Raw genomic sequence first — 18355 nt, 5'->3', positions numbered from 1 at the left:
CAGACATGGATGCCCAAACCCTTCGCGCCGAAACCTTCAAAGCCTTGCACGAGCGTGATCGCGCGTTCGTGATGCCCAACCCGTGGGACGCCGGCTCGGCCATCATGCTCGCCAGCCTGGGTTTTGAAGCCCTGGCCACCACCAGCGCAGGTTATGCATTCAGCCTGGGGCGGCCGGATGCGGAAGGTGCGTTGTCGCTGGAGGACACGCTGGGCAATGCGTCAGCCATCGTTCGGGCGACCGCGCTACCGGTGGCGGCCGATCTGGAAAACGGTTTCAGCGATACCCCCGAAGGCTGCGCCCAGACCATCCTGCGGGCGGCCGCCACGGGCATCGTCGGTGGCTCCATCGAAGACGCCACAGGCATTGCTGTCGACCCGATCTATCCGTTTGATTTGTCTGTTGAGCGCGTCGAGGCGGCGGTTGCGGCGGCCCGCAGTCTGCCATTTGCGTTCACCCTGACGGCCCGCGCAGAAAACCTCCTGCACGGTCGCCTGGATTTGCCTGACACCATTCGCCGCCTGCAGGCCTACGCCGAGGCGGGAGCCGACGTGCTCTATGCGCCGGCGTTGCGCAGTGCCGAAGACGTGTTGGCGGTGGTCAGGGCGGTCGCGCCCAAACCGGTGAATGTGTTGATGTCCGGTGGCTTGAACCTCAGCGTCGCGCAGTTGAGCGAGATGGGCGTGCGCCGCATCAGTGTCGGCTCGGCCATGGCGCTGGCGGCGTATGGCGAGTTCTACCGCGCTGCGCAGGAGGTCTACCAGTTGGGCACCTTTACCTTCACCGAGCGCAAAATGCCATTCAGCCAGGCCAACCAATTCTTCAAGGGCTGAGCCGTGCGTTTTCTTAACGTGAGCGGTGCGCTGCTGTTGCTGGCGGGTGTGTTTGCAGTGGGCGTGTGGCGTGGCTGGGTGCCGTTGCCTGCCGAGTGGAACCCCTGGGCGCCGCTGGATGTGCGTGCCAAGCCGAACCTGCTCACGCGCTTCAAGCTCGGTCGCCTGCAGGATGATCCAGCGCTGTGCGATGAGGTGCTGAAAACCTCGGGCTTGCGCGTCAGCCATCAGGCTGACAGCCCGGCTGATGCCGCGTGCCCATTGCGCAATGTCTTGCGCGTACAAGGCGCTGACGTAGCCTTGAGCAGCAGCTTTCTCGCCAGTTGCCCGCTGGCCGTCGCCTTTGCCCTGTTCGAACGCCATAGCCTGCAACCTGCGGCGCAGGCGGTGTTTGGCCAGGCGGTGACGCGGGTCGATCACCTGGGCAGCTTCGCCTGTCGCAATATGTATAACCGTGCAGACGGGCGGCTCAGTCAGCACGCCTCGGCCAATGCCCTGGATATCGCCGGCTTCCGCCTGGCGGATGGGCGCAGCATCAGTGTGCTCAAGGATTGGCCGGGGACGGGCGACAGCGCGCGGTTTCTGCGCCAGGTGCGCGATGGCGCCTGCGATGATTTCAACGTGGTGTTGAGCCCGGACTACAACGCTGCTCATCGCAACCACTTTCATCTGGACATGGGGCGTTGGGGAGTGTGTCGCTGAGCCTCAGGCGGCCAGGCGCAGGTTGTTGAGGATCAGTGGGCGCGCCCAGTGGTAGTCGAAGTCGAGCGCTTTCTGTTGCGCCACCAGCTCTTCCTTTGGATAAGGCACGGCGGGCGGCGGCAGCAAGTCCAGTTCGAACTCGGCGATGGGCAGGTGCAGCGGCTGCGGTTCAGGCGCCGGCCCAGGCTCAGGCAGCGGCTGGCCGGCATTCAGCACCAGCGGGCGTACCCAGCCACTTTCAAAGTTCTGCTGGCGCTGTTGGGCAACGATTTCTTGCGCCGGGAACGGCGTAGCGGGTGGCGGCAGCAACTCGGTTTCGAATTCGGCGATCGGCAGGAACAGCGGTTCCGGCGGGGCTATTTCGGTGTCTTTCACGTCGCATTCACGCTGGGTGAGGATCTGCGACAGCAGGTCGGCGCCTTCGCTGGGTTCTACCGCCGGGTCTCTGGGGGCCGGTGCTTTGGCAGCGCGCGCGTCCGGCGTGTCGCCGAGCTGCTCGGCCAGCGCCCGGGCAAAGAAGTCCTGCCACACATGACTCACCCCGGCCAGCGCTTGAGTATTGCGCAGGCCGTAGTGGTTGTGGGTCGGCAGTACACCGATGGTTAGGGGAAGAATGTCTGACATTTTTCTCGGTCGACGCTCAGCTCTGGCAAAATACCTGACTGTTGTTTTTATCGGCCGCTGTTTGCCGATCCTTAATATTTTTGAGCGTAGCGATTGATGAGCGAACAACCAGCGGCCAGCCGCATTCGGGTCGAGGCTTTGGCCGAAGGTTTTCAGGCGCGTGCCGAGCAGTGGGCGTCGCAGCTCGGCCTGCCTGTGCAGCTGGAGGAGGCGGATTTTTCCCTGCAAGTGGGCGAGCACGGCCTGCAACTGCAGCAGCTCGGGCCCGATGCACCGGGGCCGGTGCGCGTGGATTTTGTCGAAGGTGGCGCGGCGCACCGGCGTCTATACGGCGGTGGCAGCGGGCAGATGATCGCCAAGGCGGTGGGCATTGCCCAAGGCGTGCGCCCACGCGTGCTGGACGCCACGGCGGGGCTGGGCAAGGACGCGTTCGTGCTGGCCAGCCTTGGCTGCGAGATGAGCCTGATCGAGCGCCAACCACTGATCGGCGCCTTGCTCGAAGACGGCCTGGCCCGTGGCGCGGACGACTTCGAAGTGGCGCCGATTGTGGCGCGCATGAAGTTGCTCAAGGGCAACTCCATCGACGTGATGCGCAATTGGGAAGGTGAGCCGCCGCAGGTGATCTACCTCGACCCGATGTTCCCTCATCGTGAGAAAACTGCGTTAGTGAAGAAGGAAATGCGCCTGTTCCGGCCACTGGTGGGCGATGACCCGGACGCACCGGCGTTGCTCGCCGCGGCCTTGGCCTTGGCCAGTCACCGCGTGGTGGTCAAGCGTCCACGCAAGGCGCCGTGCATTGAAGGGCCAAAGCCGAGCCATGCGCTGGATGGCAAGTCGAGCCGGTATGACATTTATCCGAAGAAAGCGCTCAAGCCTTGAGGGCCTCATCGCAGGCAAGCCAGCTCCCACAGTTGACCGTGTTCTCATGCTGGAATGCATTCTCCTGTGGGAGCTGGCTTGCCTGCGATAGCGCCGGTCCAGACACCACCCAGCGTCAGGGCTTGTAAGCCCGCATAAACAACCCCACCACCTCCTGCACATGCGCCTCGGCGGCTTCTTCGCTCAGTTGCCCGCCGCAGCCATACAGCAAGCAGAAATTCGCCGTGCCCTTGAGCAGGCAAAAGAAGTGCTCGGCTGCCGTAAACGGTTTGTCGATGCTCAGCGCGCCGCTCTGGTGGATGCGGCTGAGCAGGCGCTCCATACCCTGCAGCATGCGCATCGGCCCGGCTTCAAAGAAGATCTGTGAGAGTTTCACGTCCTGATTGCCGGTGGTCATCATCAGGCGATGCAGGTTCACCGACTCCTCGCTGTTGATCAGCCGATGAAAGCCCCGTGCGATGTTCAGCAGCACGGTTTCCACCGGCATGCCGGCGGGCAGCTCGAAATACATCACCGGCAACTGTTCTTCGCATGTGGCCACGACAGCGGCGGTGAACAGCGTCTCTTTGTCGGTGAAGTGGCTGTAGACGGTCAGTTTCGACACGCCGGCCTCCATTGCCACGGCATCCATGCTGGTGCTGGCGTAGCCATTGCTCAAAAACAGATTTTTCGCGGCTTCGAGGATTGCCTGGCGTTTTGCCATGTCCTTGGGACGCCCGGGGCTATTGGTGTTTACAGGATTGTCGGACATTTTCACCTTTAATACTGGACTGGTGAGTTTGGTATTAATAACATACCGGCCAGTATAATTATTCCTAGCTCCATTTGCGAAAGGTCCTACAGCATGCGCAGCACTTTCCTGCACCTTGCGTTGCCTGTCAGCCTGATCTTCCTGTTGGCCGCCTGCGGCCATGAAGAAGCGGCCCAAACCACCCTCCGTCCAGCCATGGTGGTGCAACCGCAGCCCTCGGCGCAGGCGATGGACAGCTTTCCAGGCGAGGTACGTGCCCGTTATGAGCCGGACCTGGCCTTTCGCATTGGCGGCAAAGTCAGTAAACGCCTGGTGGAGGAGGGCGAGCGGGTCAAGGCCAACCAACCGCTGGCCGAACTTGATCCGCAGGACGTACGCCTGCAACTGGAAGCCACGCGCGCCCAAGTGGCCGCCGCCGAAGCCAACCTGAGCCTGGTGCGCGCCGAGCGTGATCGCTACAAGACCCTGATGGACCGTCAGATGGTCAGCCGTTCTCAGTACGACAATTCCGAAAACCTCTACCGATCCGGTGAAGCACGCCTCAAGCAGATCAAGGCCGAGTTCGACGTGTCCAGCAACCAGGCCGGTTACGCCGTACTGCGCGCGCCCCAGGACGGTGTGGTCGCCAAGCGCGCGGTGGAAGTTGGCCAAGTGGTGTCGGCCGGCCAAACCGTCTTCACCCTGGCCACCGATGGCGAGCGCGAAGTGCTGATCAGCCTGCCGGAGCAAGGTTTCGGCCGGTTCAAGATCGGCCAGCCCGTGTCGGTTGAATTATGGAGCCAGCCCGACCAACGTTTTGCCGGGCGTATCCGTGAACTGTCGCCGGCTGCTGATCCAAAATCGCGCACCTTTGCCGCCCGCGTTGCCTTCACCAGCGGCAAAGTCCCGGCCGAGCTGGGCCAGAGCGCCCGCGTATTCATACAGGCTGACGGCGTGATTGCGCTGGCGGTGCCGCTGTCAGCGCTGAGTGCAGAGAATGGCGCGTCCTACGTCTGGGTGGTGCAGCCAGACAACACGCTCAAGCGCACGCCGGTGCGGATCGGCGCCTTTGGTGAAAAAACCGTGCCGGTACTGGAAGGCCTGGCCCCCACCGATTGGGTGATTGCGGCCGGTGTGCATGTGCTCCATGAGGGCCAGCAGGTGCGCCCGGTGGATCGCTCCAACCGCGTGGTGAATCTGGCGGCCAACAAGGAGTAGTCCCCGATGGGTTTCAATCTTTCCGAATGGGCGTTGCGTAATCGCCAGATCGTACTGTTCCTGATGATCCTGCTGGCGGTCGTCGGTACGCTGTCCTACACCAAGCTGGGGCAAAGCGAGGACCCACCGTTTACCTTCAAGGCCATGGTGATCAAGACCAACTGGCCCGGAGCCACGGCCCAGGAAGTCTCGCGCCAAGTCACCGAGCGTATCGAGAAAAAGCTCATGGAGACCGGCGACTACGAGCGCATTGTTTCCTTCTCGCGCCCCGGTGAATCCCAAGTCACTTTCATAGCGCGCGACGCGATGCACTCGGCGCAGATTCCGGACTTGTGGTACCAGGTGCGCAAAAAGATCAGCGACATTCGCCAGACCTTGCCGCCGGATATCCAGGGGCCGTTTTTCAACGATGAATTCGGCACCACCTTCGGCAATATCTACGCGTTGACCGGTGACGGTTTCGACTACGCGGTGCTCAAGGACTACGCCGACCGCATCCAGATTCAACTGCAACGTGTGCCGGATGTGGGCAAGGTCGAGCTGCTCGGCCTGCAGGACGAAAAAATCTGGATCGAATTATCCAACCTCAAACTCGCCACCCTCGGCCTGCCATTGGCCGCCGTGCAGCAGGCGTTGCAGGAGCAGAACGCCGTCTCTACCGCCGGCTTCTTCGAAACCCCGACCGAGCGTGTGCAGTTGCGTGTGTCCGGCAACTTCAAGACGGTGGAGGAGATCCGCAATTTTCCGATTCGCGTCGGTGACCGCACCTTTCGCATTGGCGACGTGGCCGATATCCACCGGGGTTTCAACGACCCACCGGCACCGCGCATGCGCTATATGGGCGCGGACGCCATCGGGCTGGCCGTGGCCATGCGTGACGGCGGCGACATTCTGGTATTGGGCAAGGCCCTCGAAGGTGAATTCGCACGCCTGCAGAAGAACCTTCCGGCAGGCATGGAGCTGCGCAAGGTGTCGGACCAACCGGCCGCGGTGAAAACCAGCGTCGGCGAATTCGTCCAGGTACTCGCCGAGGCACTGGCGATCGTATTGTTGGTGAGCTTCTTTTCCCTCGGTGTGCGCACCGGCATGGTGGTGGCCCTGGCGATTCCGCTGGTGTTGGCGATGACCTTCGCCACCATGTATTACCTGGGCATCGGCTTGCACAAGATCTCCCTCGGCGCATTGGTCCTGGCCCTGGGCCTGCTGGTCGATGACGCGATCATCGCCGTGGAAATGATGGCGATCAAAATGGAGCAGGGCTACGACCGGCTCAAGGCCGCCAGCTTTGCCTGGACCAGCACTGCGTTCCCGATGCTCACCGGTACGTTGATCACCGCTGCAGGGTTTCTGCCAATTGCCACCGCACAATCGAGCACCGGTGAATACACCCGCTCGATTTTCCAGGTCGTGACCATCGCGCTGCTGGCCTCATGGGTGGCCGCCGTGGTGTTTGTGCCGTACCTGGGGGAAAAACTCCTGCCGGACCTGGCGAAAATTCATGCCGCCAAGCACGGCACCGATGGGCCAGATCCCTACGGCACGCCGTTCTATCAGCGTGTGCGACGTTTGGTTGAATGGTGTGTGCGTCGGCGCAAAACCGTGATCGTGCTGACGTTGCTGTTGTTTATCGGCTCGGTCGCGCTGTTCCGCTTTGTGCCGCAACAGTTCTTCCCGGCCTCCGGCCGCCTGGAGTTGATGGTCGATCTCAAGCTGGCTGAAGGGGCGTCCCTGAGCAACACCGCCGAGCAGGTCAAACGCCTGGAAGCGCTGCTCAAGGAACACGCCGGCATCGACAACTATGTGGCGTATGTCGGCACCGGTTCGCCGCGCTTCTACCTGCCGCTGGACCAGCAATTGCCGGCCGCGAGCTTCGCGCAATTTGTAGTGCTGGCCAAGACCATCGAAGAGCGTGAAAGCCTGCGCACCTGGCTGATCGAAACCCTTGACGAGCAATTCCCCGAACTGCGTTCGCGGGTCACACGCCTGGAGAACGGTCCACCGGTGGGTTACCCGGTGCAGTTTCGCGTGACCGGCGAACACATCGAAGAGGTCCGTGCCCTGGCCCGCAAAGTGGCGGCCAAAGTTCGTGAAAATACCCACGTGGTCAACGTGCACCTGGACTGGGAAGAGCCGAGCAAAATCGTCTACCTCAATATCGATCAGGACCGCGCCCGCGCCCTGGGTGTAAGCACCGCCAACGTGTCGAAGTTCCTGCAGAGTTCGCTGACTGGTGCAAGCGTCAGCCAGTACCGCGAGGACAACGAGTTGATCGAAATCCTCCTGCGCGGCACCGTGCACGAGCGCACCGAGTTGTCGTTGTTGCCAAGCCTGGCCGTGCCGACCGACAACGGCAAAAGCGTGGCGCTGTCGCAGATTGCCACCCTTGAGTACGGCTTCGAAGAGGGCATTATCTGGCACCGCAACCGCCTGCCGACGGTGACTGTGCGCGCCGACATCTATGGCAAGGAACAACCGGCGACCCTGGTCCAGCAGATCCTGCCGACCCTTGAAGGCGTGCGCGCCGAACTGCCGGAAGGTTACTTGCTGGAGGTCGGCGGCACCGTTGAAGACTCTGCGCGTGGCCAGAATTCGGTCAAGGCCGGTGTGCCGCTGTTTATCGTGGTGGTCCTGACCTTGCTGATGCTGCAACTGCGCAGCTTCTCACGCACTGCGATGGTGTTTCTGACGGCTCCGCTGGGCCTTATCGGCGTGACTTTGTTTCTGCTGGTGTTCCGCCAGCCCTTCGGGTTTGTCGCCATGCTCGGGACTATCGCCTTGTCGGGCATGATCATGCGCAACTCGGTGATCCTGGTCGATCAGATCGAGCAAGACATCAAGGCCGGCCTGACACCCTGGCAAGCGATCATTGAAGCGACCGTGCGACGCTTCCGCCCGATTGTGCTGACGGCGCTCGCGGCGGTGTTGGCCATGATTCCACTGTCACGCAGCGTGTTCTTCGGGCCGATGGCCGTGGCGATCATGGGCGGGTTGATTGTGGCGACGGCGTTGACCCTGTTGTTCCTGCCGGCCCTGTATGCTGCGTGGTTCCGAGTGAGGAAGGACGTCGCGTAATCATGCTGGCCACTGTTTCAGCCTTACTGTTGTTGCTGCTTGCCCCTGGCCCGACCAACACCCTGTTGTTTCGTGCCGGGGTGTTGTTCGGCTATCGGGCGTCGTGGACGCTGGCGCTGGTCGAGTGCCTGGCGTACCTGTTGCAGGTCTCGGTGTGGGGCGTGGCGTGGCTGTATCTGGCGGCGCATTCGCCGTGGGCGTTGAAAACCACGCAACTGGCGGCGGGCTGCTACCTGCTGTATGTCTCGTTCAAGCTGTGGCAACGCAAACACAGCGCTATCGATTCGACCCGTGACCGCTTCTCTGGCGTGTATTTTTTCTGGCTCACCGTGATGAATCCCAAGGGCCTGTTGATCGTTTCGTTCATCGCCCCGCTCAGCGCATTTGCATCGTTGCAAGGCTATGCCGGGTTCATGGCCACGCTGGCGTTGGTGGTGGTGCCGGTGGGGTCTGCCTGGATCGTGCTGGGCAGCCGCTTTGAAGGGGTTCAGAAGACGTGGCTCACCCCGCTGAAGATCAACCGCGCGGTATCCGTGGCGATTTGTTGTTTTGCCACGCTCATGCTTGGGCGGTTGGCGCAGGCGGTTATCCAGGGCTGAAACAACAGCGCCAAGGCCCGTGAACAGCGGCCTTGGCGCAGTGATTGAAGGTTTACTGCCAGCGTTTACAGGGCGCCGAACACCTTCTTCGCCAGGCTGGTGGCAGCCGCGGCCGGGTTCTTGCGAATGGTTTTTTCCTGCTGCGCGATCATCTTGAACAGGCCGTCCAGCGCCTGTTCGGTCACGTAGCTTTCGACGTTGGCACTTTTGGCATCAACCGCGCCAAACGCTGCGGCCTTGCCGGCCAGGGCGTTGTATTGCTGGGCGACGCCGACCTTGTCGGTGGCGGCCTTGACGATCGGCAGGAACTTGGCACGAATCTCTTCGCGGCTGCTTTTGTTCAGGTATTGAGTGGCCGAGTCCTGGCCACCGGTGAGGATGCCCTTGGCGTCGGTCACGCTCATGTTCTTCACCGCATTGACCAGGATCGGCTGAGCCTGGGTCACGGCGGTTTCTGCCGCTTTGTTCATGCTGGTTTCGAGCTGCGTGACCTGATCACCCATGCCGAACATTTTCAGCTTGTCGGCGACTTTGCCGAGTTTGCCGGGCAGGCCGATTTTCACTTGCGGGTTGTTGCTGAAGCCACCGGGCGCGCCCAGTTGTTTCACGGCGATTTGTGCGCCTTGGGTCAGTGCATCCTTGAGGCCGCCGCTGGCGTCGCCCTGGGACAGGCTGCCAAGTGACACCGCCATGGCGTTGGCGCCAAGCAGCAGGCCGGCGCACAGGGCAGTGAGGCGAAGAGAATTACGGAGCATGGGCGCTTCCTTTTTCAAGCTGGGAATAATCAGTGTGAGACCGCATCAACCCGCAGACGCATTGGTTGTGGGTCTTGGCCGTTGAGTTGCACGGCGTGCCGCTCGGTGGTGATAAACATTAGCTTGCCATCGAGCTCGATGCGAGCGCTGACCGAGTACGTGTGGCCTGGTTTGATCTGGGCCGGGTCGTAGCTCAGGTGAAATGGCAGCGGCACCTGGCCTTTGACCGGTCCTTTCTGTTCGGCAAGGGTCACGGCCGGAGCGTCCATCAAGGACACGTCCTGCAGGCTGACGCTCAAGGTGGCGGCGGGCGGCAGCGCAATGCGTTGCAGGTAGAACACTTCGCCGTCGAGGCTGGCCTTCGGGGTCATGGATTGGCAGGCTCCGAGCAGGGCGGTCAGGCCCAGGAGGATGATCTTTTTCATGGTACAGCTCCTTTTCAACGGCGCCGGAAACCGCCCGGCGCCTCGTTCAATCTAGCGGCGTTCTTCAGCGTTTACCGGCTCGGTTTCGGTCGGCGTTTCGGCTGCGCCATCGACGCGGTGCAACGCCACCTGGCGAATCGACAAACGAATGTCGGCGGGCAGCACGCGTTTGGCTGCACCTTCGGCCAACTCACCGAGCAGGTCGTGATAACTCAACTTACCGGCCTCATCGCGGCGCAGCACATCTTGCTCCAGCAACGTCTGGATAAAATGTCGGAAAAGGCTCTTGTCGAAGAACTCCGGGGCATTGAGGCCATGCAGGATCGACAGGCGCTGAGCCATGATCGTGCACAGGTCTTCCAGCTCTTCGGCGCTGATGGTGTTCTGGCCGCTGTTGAGCAGCAGCGAGATCGCCATGTAAAAGCGTTGCAGAGTCTGGGCGATGCTCTTGGACAGCAGCGTCAGCAGCACAAAATGCCGCGAACTCGGTGCCGGGCGCAGGTACACCTCATTCTCGAAGCGCAGCAGGCCTTGTTCGACAAACGCCTCCAGCCAGTGGTCGACCACCGCGTCCAGCTCATCCAGCGACCAGCGGATAAACAGCTCCGATTGCAGGTACGGGTACAGCGCACGGGTGTAGCGCAGGATTTGTTCGCGGCTCATGCGCGAGCTGCTCTGGAAGAAACTCGCCAGCAACGCCGGCAGGGCGAAGATGTGCAGCACGTTGTTGCGGTAGTAGGTCATCAGGACGGCATGTTGCTCGTCCAGGTACAAAATCTTACCCAGGGCGTCGCTCTGCTCCGACAGCAGGTGCATGTCCTTGACGTGCTTGATCAGCGCCAGGCCATCGCCTTCCGGCAAGGTGGTGTGCGGTGAGTAGGGTACGCGGCGCAGCAGCGCCAGGTACAGGTCCAATTGGCGCGCCATGGCCTGTTCATCCAGCGCCAGGCGTGTGGTGGACAGCAACGCCAAGGCCACCAGGTTCACCGGGTTGACCGCGGCGGCTTCGTTCAAGTGACGCGCCACCAGCTCGCCAAGGCGGTTGGTGGTTTCGTTGAGCCATGCCGGCTTGTAGTTCGGGCCCAGCTCCTGGGCGCGCCAGTCGGGTTGCTCGGCGTCGAGGAACTCGGCCAGTTTGATCGGCTCGCCAAAGTTGACCGCGACCTGGCCAAAGCGCTGCTTGAGCGCGCCAACCACTTTGAAAATATCGAAGATCGACTCTTTTTTCTTGCTCGCGCCGCGCAGCTCGCCGAGGTAGGTGCGGCCTTCCAGCACGCGCTCATAGCCGATGTACACCGGCACGAAGACGATCGGCATACGTGAGGAGCGCAAAAAGCTGCGCAGGGTAATCGCCAGCATCCCGGTCTTGGGTTGCAGCATGCGCCCGGTGCGCGAGCGTCCGCCTTCGACGAAGTACTCCACCGGAAAGCCCTTGGTGAACAAGGTGTGCAGGTATTCGTTGAACACCGAGGTGTACAGCGGGTTGCCCTTGAAGGTGCGACGCATGAAAAACGCACCGCCCCGGCGCAGCAGGCTGCCGATCACCGGCATGTTCAGGTTGATACCGGCGGCGATGTGCGGCGGGGTCAGGCCGTTTTTGAACAGCAGGTAGGACAGCAGCAAGTAGTCGATATGGCTGCGGTGACACGGTACGTAGATCACCTCGTAACCCTGGGCAACCTTTTGCACGCCTTCGATGTTATTGACCTTGATGCCGTCGTAGATCTTGTTCCAGAACCAGCTGAGCACCACTTCCAGGAAGCGAATCGCGGTGTAGGTGTAGTCCGAAGCGATCTCGTTGCCGTAGCGCAAGGCCTGGGCCTTGGCTTTTTCCGGGGAGATTTTCTCGCGTTCGGCCTCTTCGCTGATGGCTTGGCGCACCAACGGCATGTTCACCAGGCCTTTGACCAGGTTGCGCCGGTGCGACAGGTCGGGGCCGATCACGGCGGTCTTCAGGTTGCGAAAGTGCACCCGCAGGATGCGTTGGGCCATGCGCACGGTGCGTTCGTGACCTTTATTGTGCTCGATCAATTCACGCAGGTTGATAGGCGCGGAGAATTGCACGCGGGTCTTGCGACCCAGGATCAGGATGCTCAGCAAACGGCGCAGGCGCCCGGTGACGGCCCAGCTGTCGGCAAACAGCAGTTTCCACGGGCTGGACTCGCTCTCGGGCGACTGGCCCCAGAACACGCTGACCGGAATGATTTGTGCATTCTCTTCGGCGTGTTCGGTCAGGGTGTTGACCAGCCGGGTCAGGGTCGGCGGCGCGCCGCGCTTGTCCTGACGGCCGAGCCAATCCGGCTCGGGCGTGAGGTAGAAGAACGCGGCGGGTTCGATCTGCGGGCCTACCGAGACCGGCAGCACCGGGCGCGGCAAGCCGGCCTTGGTGCACTCGGTATCGACCACGGCCAGTTCGGTAAGGGAGGGCGATTGCAGGACGTAAAACACCGGCCGGCTGCGGTCGAGGTTAAGGGTTAGGGACGACTGGTTGATCGTCTCCGAGCGAACCCAGAGGTACAACAGTCGGCGCAAGGTGCCAAACACCAGACGGCGGAACGGAGAGCGGGTCATAGGCGTGCTGCTTCAAGTGGAAAAAACCGAGCAGGCGCTCGGGCGGGTAGTGTGCCGTATTCGCCGAAAATCGGCAAAAAAGCAGCGATGTAAACTTGAGTTGATCGTTTTTGAGCCTGTCTTATACTCGGCAGTTCAATGCGACTGACTCAACAATAAAAAGCATGTGGGAGCAAAACAGATGGCAACGCGCGAAACCGGCAATGTGAAGTGGTTCAACGATGCAAAGGGCTATGGCTTTATTCAACGCGAGGACGGCAAGGATGTGTTTGTGCACTACCGCGCCATTCGCGGTGATGGTCACCGCTCACTGGCCGAGGGCCAGCAGGTGGAATACGCCGTGGTGACCGGCGAGAAGGGGTTGCAGGCGGAGGATGTGGTGGGGTTGTAACCTGATTTTGCTACACAGCTGAACCCCTGTGGGAGCGGGCTTGCTCGCTAAGGCGGTGTGTCAGTCACAATAAAGGCGACTGACCCACTGCTTTCGCGAGCAAGCCCGCTCCCACATTTTGATTGGGTTCACACTTCAGGTTCAGGCCGTTTTCCAGGTGATCTGTTCTTCACCGTCCACGCTGATGCGAATCCAGGTGTCGGCGCTTTCCTCACCTTCTTCCTCCACCCAGGTACCCGGCGCACAGCGCACTTCAACGTTGAGTGCGGCGAAGGCTGCGCGGGCGCAGGCGATGTCGTCGTCCCACGGGGTCTGGTCGCTTTCCAGGTACAGGCTGTTCCATTTGCCTACGGCCTTGGGCAGCCAGGTGACGGGCACATTGCCGGCTTTGCACTTGTAGGTCTGGCCCTTCTGGACCCAGTCGGTGCACGGGCCCAGCGCGGCGCCCAGCCAGGCGGCGATGGCTTTGTGGTCGACGTCGGCGTCCTTCAGGTAAATCTCGATATCAGGTTGGCGCATGGATGTTCCTCGTTGCGGGATTCGAAAATCCATTCGCGGATGCTTAAAAGTCGGTTATTGAAGCACGAAATAATCGTAGCGCATCGACACCGTGACCTGCAGCGGCTCGGCGGCCTCGATCACCTCGGCGCGGCGCTCGGCACTCGCGCGCCAGCCGTGTGGTGTCATCGCCAGCAGGTTGGCGCGGTCATTGGGCTCGGCCAGGCTCAAGGTGAATTCCAGGGTTTCGCTGTGTGCCAGGCTCATGCCATCCGGCACCAGGGCCAGATGTTTGTCGTCGGTGTACTCGCGCACTTCGTCGTACAGGCGTTCGCGCAGTTCCATCAGGTGGCCGGCCGTCGGGCCGACTTTCATCAGACCGCCGCCGGGGCTGAGCAGACGCTTGGCCTCTTGCCAATCCAATGGGCTGAAAACGCTGGCGAGAAATTGGCAACTGCCCGAGGCCAGCGGTACGCGCGCCATGCTGGCAATCAACCAGGTCAGCGCCGGGTTGCGCTTGCACGCACGCTTGACCGCTTCCTTGGAGATGTCCAACGCATAGCCGTCGGCGTGGGGCAGGGCCTCGGCGATTTGCGCGGTGTAGTAACCCTCGCCACAACCGATGTCCACCCAACGCTGCGGTGCGCGTTCAGCGGCCAGTTCAGCCAGGCGCTTGGCCACCGGCGCGTAATGCCCGGCGTTAAGGAAGTCGCGGCGTGCCTCGACCATCGCGAGGTTATCGCCCGGGTCGCGGCTGTTTTTGTGCTGCACCGGCAACAGGTTCAGGTAACCCTGGCGCGCGCGGTCGAAACGGTGCCCGACCGGGCACGCCACGCCATTGTCCACCGCGTGGAGCGGTGCGCTGCAAATGGGGCAAGCGAGCATCAGGCGAGCAACTTGATCAGGGTCTGGTAATAGATTTCGGTCAGCACATCGAGGTCGCTGGCCAGAATGCGCTCGTTGACCTGATGGATCGTCGCGTTGACCGGGCCCAGTTCCACGACCTGAGTGCCGAGGGTGGCAATGAAGCGGCCATCGGAGGTGCCGCCGCTGGTGGAGGCTTTGGTTTCGCGCCCGGTGATCGCCTTGATGCTGGCCGACACCGCATCCAGCAACGCGCCGGGCTCGGTGAGGAACGGCAGGCCCGACAGCGCCCACTCCACGTGCCAGTCCAGGCCATGCTTGTCGAGAATCGCCGCAACACGCTGTTGCAGGCCTTCGACGGTGGACTCGGTAGAGAAACGGAAGTTGAACACCGCCGTCAGGTCACCGGGGATCACGTTGGTGGCGCCGGTGCCGGAATTGAGGTTGGAAATCTGGAAGCTGGTCGGCGGGAAGAAGGTGTTGCCGTCGTCCCAGTGCTCGGCGGCCAATTCGGCCAAGGCCGGGGCGGCGAGGTGGATCGGGTTCTTCGCCAGGTGCGGGTACGCCACGTGGCCTTGCACGCCGCGCACGGTCAGGGTGGCGCCGAGGGAGCCACGGCGGCCGTTCTTGACCACATCGCCCACTAGCGTGGTGCTCGACGGTTCGCCGACGATGCACCAGTCCAGGCGTTCCTTGCGGGCTGCCAGGCGTTCGATCACGGCTTTGGTGCCGTGGTGCGCCGGGCCTTCTTCATCGCTGGTGATCAGGAAGGCGACCGAGCCTTTATGGTCCGGGTAGTCGCTGACGAAACGCTCGGAGGCCACCAGCATGGCGGCCAGGCTGCCTTTCATGTCTGCCGCGCCACGGCCGCAGAGCATGCCGTTTTCGTCGATCAGCGCGTCGAACGGGTCGTTCTGCCAGGCGCCCACCGGGCCGGTCGGTACCACGTCGGTGTGGCCGGCAAAGCACAACACCGGGCCGTCGTGCTTGCCGTGGGTGGCCCAGAAGTTGTCCACGTCCTCGATACGCATCGGCTCCAGCGCAAAGCCGGCGTCGCCCAGGCGCTGCATCATCAGCTTCTGGCAATCGGCGTCGATCGGCGTCACCGAGGGGCGACGGATCAGGTCGATAGCGAGTTGAAGGGTCGGCGAAAGGTCGGCATGGGCCGTCATTGGGGAACTCCGGAAGCGTGTTATGGGCGCAGGACGAATGTGGAATACACAACCTGAATGGGCGCAGATTCAATGTGGGAGCTGGCTTGCCTGCGATGCAGACGCCGCGGTCTGGCAGGTACGCCGCGGCGATGCCATCGCAGGCAAGCCGGCTCCCACAGAAAGCAGGGCTAGGCCAAGTCTCACAAAACGGCCGTTATCTTATAGCAAAACGGCGGCCAAGGGCCGCCGTTTAGTGCATTGCGCAAGTTTTTACTCAGCCGTTGCCGGCTCAACCTTCGCCGCAGGTTTTGGCAGCGACGAGAGGAACGCCATGATCAACGCCGCCACGTACGGCAGCGATTGCACCAGCAGCATCACCACCCAGAAGCGCATGTCATTGCTCGGCAGGCCCTGCACCAGGTAGATCCCCAGCGCCGCGCCCCACAACAGCAGCATGATGAACATTTCTTCGCGGGCTTCGGAGATCGCTACCCAAAAGCCGTGGTTATCCGCGTTTTTCGGGGTCCGAAAGAACGGAATACTGGTGGTGAAGAAGCCGTAAAGCACCGCCTTGGCGATGGTGTGCGACAACGCCAGGCCGGCCAGCGCCGCGCAGAACGCATCTTTCAAGTTCACGCCCACCGCGCGGCGGTAGAGGAAAATGATCTTGCCCACTTTGAACACGAACAGCGCCAACGGCGGAATCGCGAAAATCAGCAGCGGCGGGTCAACCCGCGTTGGCACGATGATCATCGCCGCCGACCACAACAGGGCGCCGACGGTGAAGAAGATGTTCATGCCGTCCGCCACCCACGGCAACCAGCCTGCGAGGAAGTGGTAGCGCTGGCCACGGGTCAGCTCAGTGCCCTTGCCGCGCAGCAGGCTGGCGGTGTGGCGCTTGATGATCTGAATCGCGCCGTAGGCCCAGCGGAAACGCTGCTTCTTGAAGTCGATAAAGGTATCGGGCATCAAGCCTTTGCCGTAGCTGTCGTGGTAATACGCCGCCGACAGGCCTTTCTCGAATACGCGCAGGCCCAGTTCGGCGTCTTCGCAGATGCACCAGTCAGCCCAGCCAAGTTCTTCGAGCACCGAGCGACGGGTCATGGTCATGGTGCCGTGCTGGATGATCGCGTCGCGGTCGTTACGGGTGACCATGCCGATATGGAAGAAGCCTTTGTATTCCGCGTAGCAGAGCTTCTTGAAGGTGCTTTCGTTCTGGTCGCGGTAATCCTGCGGCGACTGCACCACGGCGATTTTCGGGTCGGCGAAGTGCGGCACCATGTGCTTGAGCCAGTTGGGCGACACGCAGTAGTCCGAGTCGATCACCGCGATCACTTCGGCGTCCTTGGCGGTGTGCGGGATCAGGTAGTTCAGCGCGCCGCCCTTGAAACCGGCCAGGGGCGAGACGTGGAAGAACTTGAAGCGCGGGCCGAGGGTTTCGCAGTAGTCGCGCACCGGTTCCCATACCGCCGGGTCCTTGGTGTTGTTGTCGATGATCAGGACTTCATAGTCCGGGTAATCGAGGGCGGCGAGGGCGTCGAGGGTCTGTTTGACCATCTCTGGCGGCTCGTTGTAGCACGGCACATGAATCGACACTTTCGGGCGGTAGTCCGAATCGCCTTCCACCGGCAGGAATTCACGCCGGCGCTTGTGGGTCCACACCGCTTCCGCCAGTTCGTGGGCCTCGGTCAGCAACACGATAAACACGCCGAGAGCGCCGAGTGCCAACAAGATCCCCACGGTTACGCTGAACCAGGTGCTGTATTGCTGGCTGTAGTCGTAGCCGATCCACACCAGCACCGAACCGCACAGGAACGCGATAAAGGTCAGGAACGTACGGCCACGCTGGCGCAGGGCCGAGCCGTCGATCATCAGCAAGGTCAGCGACAGCAGCGCAAGCACCACTGAGCCGATGGCCAGCACGCGCCATTGCGGGATTGCGACCACCGGGCCTTCAAAGTTGAATTTCTGCTGGCGCGCGGCGTTGTACACGCCCCAATAGGCGCCGGCCGAGCCTTCGTCACTGACTTTCCACGGCTGGTCGAACGCCTCGATCACGAAGTAGTTGTAGCCCTGGCGGTTGAGCTTATTGACCAGCGTACGCAGGTAAATCGCCTGGTCGGCGGGCGAGGTTTCATTGCCCCCGCGCATACGGCCGTTACTCGGCCAGCCAACCTCCGACAGCAGCAGCGGCTTTTTCGGGAACAGTTTCTTCAGATCCCGGGCGCGGTCGAGTACGTATTGGCCGGCCTTGTCCATCGGAATAAATTCCCAGAACGGCAGGATGTGCGCGGCGATCAGGTCGACGTGCTTGGCCAGTTGCGGGTTCTTTTCCCAAATGTGCCATTGCTCGGACGTCGTCACCGGCACTTTCACGGCGGCGCGCACGCGGTCGAGCAGCGCAATCAGCGCCTCTGGGGTGATTTCTTCACGGAACAACGCTTCGTTACCGACCACCACGCGCACGACGCTGCGTGAGCTGTTGGCCAGTTCGATGGCCCGCTGGATCTCGCGTTCGTTACGCGCAAGGTCCGGGCTGATCCAGATGCCCAGCGTCACGCGCAGGCCGAACTCTTCCGCCAGCTTGGGGATGTCGCCCAGGGTGCCGTCGACCGAGTAGGTACGGATGTTGTCCGTCAGCTTGCTCATGATCTCGAGGTCACGACGCATTTCTTCGTCGCTTGGGTACTGGTCTTTCTGCGGGAACTGGCCTTGCTGGAACGGCGAGTAGGAGAACCCGGAGATCTGTTCAGGCCAGTTGGGTGTGGTGACCGGGCGGTTGATCAGCGCCCAGAAACCGGTGAACAGCGCGGCAATTGCCAGCACCACCACCAGGTTGAGTCCAAATTTACGCGATGACATGGCTATTTCGGGTTCCAAAGGGTGTGGAACGAAAAGAGGTGTCGGCTTACGCCGAACGGCGCGCATCCTACACTGGCCTTTCCCCGAGCGTACAGCAGACAGAGAAAAGCCGGACGTTAGTCCGCGAATGTTCACCTAAGTTCTTTACTTGTAGCTGGAAGCTTCGAACTTGTCGCTG

The 18355-nt window shown here is 61.8% G+C and carries 16 protein-coding genes; 7 read left to right on the top strand and 9 right to left on the bottom strand.

The window, feature by feature from the left end; all coding sequences use genetic code 11:
* Positions 1-5: 5 nt before the first annotated feature.
* The gene (locus L8K08_RS03440; protein WP_106577192.1) at positions 6-833 is read left to right on the top strand and encodes an isocitrate lyase/phosphoenolpyruvate mutase family protein; all 828 of its coding nucleotides are present in this window, start codon (positions 6-8) and stop codon (positions 831-833) included.
* Positions 834-836: 3 nt separating this feature from the next.
* Positions 837-1535, top strand: a complete 699-nt coding sequence (locus L8K08_RS03435) for an extensin family protein (RefSeq protein WP_242194322.1) — start codon at positions 837-839, stop codon at positions 1533-1535.
* Positions 1536-1538: 3 nt separating this feature from the next.
* On the opposite strand, the gene L8K08_RS03430 is transcribed toward L8K08_RS03435, so the two are convergent.
* Positions 1539-2159 (bottom strand): energy transducer TonB, encoded by a 621-nt coding sequence (locus L8K08_RS03430; protein ID WP_145161814.1) that lies wholly within the window; start codon positions 2157-2159, stop codon positions 1539-1541.
* 96 nt (positions 2160-2255) lie between these two features.
* On the opposite strand from L8K08_RS03430, the gene L8K08_RS03425 reads away from it, so the two are divergent.
* The gene (locus L8K08_RS03425) at positions 2256-3038 is read left to right on the top strand and encodes a class I SAM-dependent methyltransferase (RefSeq protein ID WP_145161817.1); all 783 of its coding nucleotides are present in this window, start codon (positions 2256-2258) and stop codon (positions 3036-3038) included.
* 115 nt (positions 3039-3153) lie between these two features.
* Here the strand turns inward: L8K08_RS03425 and L8K08_RS03420 are convergent, their stop codons facing one another.
* Entirely contained in the window at positions 3154-3789 is a 636-nt protein-coding gene (locus L8K08_RS03420; protein WP_242194319.1) for a TetR/AcrR family transcriptional regulator, read from the bottom strand.
* 93 nt (positions 3790-3882) lie between these two features.
* Between L8K08_RS03420 and L8K08_RS03415 the strand changes: the two genes are divergently transcribed.
* From L8K08_RS03415 to L8K08_RS03405, 3 genes are read left to right on the top strand one after another with little or no spacing between them, the layout of a single operon-like run.
* A complete protein-coding gene (locus tag L8K08_RS03415; protein ID WP_242194317.1) occupies positions 3883-4986 on the top strand; it encodes an efflux RND transporter periplasmic adaptor subunit in 1104 nt (367 codons plus the stop codon).
* A gap of 6 nt (positions 4987-4992) precedes the next feature.
* Positions 4993-8058 carry an efflux RND transporter permease subunit gene (locus L8K08_RS03410; protein ID WP_242194315.1) on the top strand — a complete coding sequence of 1022 codons (3066 nt, stop codon included), beginning with the start codon at positions 4993-4995 and terminating at the stop codon, positions 8056-8058.
* 2 nt (positions 8059-8060) lie between these two features.
* Positions 8061-8657 (top strand): LysE family transporter, encoded by a 597-nt coding sequence (locus L8K08_RS03405; RefSeq protein ID WP_242194313.1) that lies wholly within the window; start codon positions 8061-8063, stop codon positions 8655-8657.
* Positions 8658-8722: 65 nt separating this feature from the next.
* On the opposite strand, the gene L8K08_RS03400 is transcribed toward L8K08_RS03405, so the two are convergent.
* From L8K08_RS03400 to plsB, 3 genes are read right to left on the bottom strand one after another with little or no spacing between them, the layout of a single operon-like run.
* Positions 8723-9412, bottom strand: a complete 690-nt coding sequence (locus tag L8K08_RS03400; RefSeq protein WP_242194311.1) for a DUF4197 domain-containing protein — start codon at positions 9410-9412, stop codon at positions 8723-8725.
* Positions 9413-9441: 29 nt separating this feature from the next.
* Complete coding sequence (locus L8K08_RS03395) at positions 9442-9837, bottom strand: YbaY family lipoprotein (RefSeq protein ID WP_242194310.1); 396 nt, start codon at positions 9835-9837, stop codon at positions 9442-9444.
* Between the two features lie 51 nt (positions 9838-9888).
* Complete coding sequence (gene plsB, locus L8K08_RS03390; RefSeq protein WP_242194307.1) at positions 9889-12408, bottom strand: glycerol-3-phosphate 1-O-acyltransferase PlsB; 2520 nt, start codon at positions 12406-12408, stop codon at positions 9889-9891.
* Between the two features lie 181 nt (positions 12409-12589).
* On the opposite strand from plsB, the gene L8K08_RS03385 reads away from it, so the two are divergent.
* A complete protein-coding gene (locus L8K08_RS03385) occupies positions 12590-12799 on the top strand; it encodes a cold-shock protein (RefSeq protein WP_032891681.1) in 210 nt (69 codons plus the stop codon).
* Positions 12800-12940: 141 nt separating this feature from the next.
* Here the strand turns inward: L8K08_RS03385 and L8K08_RS03380 are convergent, their stop codons facing one another.
* The 4 genes from L8K08_RS03380 to L8K08_RS03365 form a co-directional block, all read right to left on the bottom strand.
* On the bottom strand, positions 12941-13318 hold the full coding sequence (locus tag L8K08_RS03380; protein WP_058425300.1) for a hypothetical protein: 378 nt from the start codon (positions 13316-13318) through the stop codon (positions 12941-12943).
* Positions 13319-13372: 54 nt separating this feature from the next.
* Positions 13373-14182, bottom strand: a complete 810-nt coding sequence (locus L8K08_RS03375) for a putative RNA methyltransferase (protein ID WP_145161839.1) — start codon at positions 14180-14182, stop codon at positions 13373-13375.
* Positions 14182-15333 carry a succinyl-diaminopimelate desuccinylase gene (dapE, locus tag L8K08_RS03370; protein WP_145161842.1) on the bottom strand — a complete coding sequence of 384 codons (1152 nt, stop codon included), beginning with the start codon at positions 15331-15333 and terminating at the stop codon, positions 14182-14184. The genes L8K08_RS03375 and dapE overlap by 1 nt, the downstream gene beginning before the upstream one ends.
* A gap of 252 nt (positions 15334-15585) precedes the next feature.
* A complete protein-coding gene (locus tag L8K08_RS03365) occupies positions 15586-18177 on the bottom strand; it encodes a glycosyltransferase (RefSeq protein ID WP_242194303.1) in 2592 nt (863 codons plus the stop codon).
* Positions 18178-18355: the final 178 nt, after the last annotated feature.

It is taken from the genome of Pseudomonas sp. TREG-RG-20F-10-E-6-01 (genome assembly GCF_022662455.1).
In the GTDB taxonomy this organism is placed as follows: domain Bacteria; phylum Pseudomonadota; class Gammaproteobacteria; order Pseudomonadales; family Pseudomonadaceae; genus Aquipseudomonas.
This window is presented reverse-complemented; position numbering and strand designations above follow the sequence as displayed.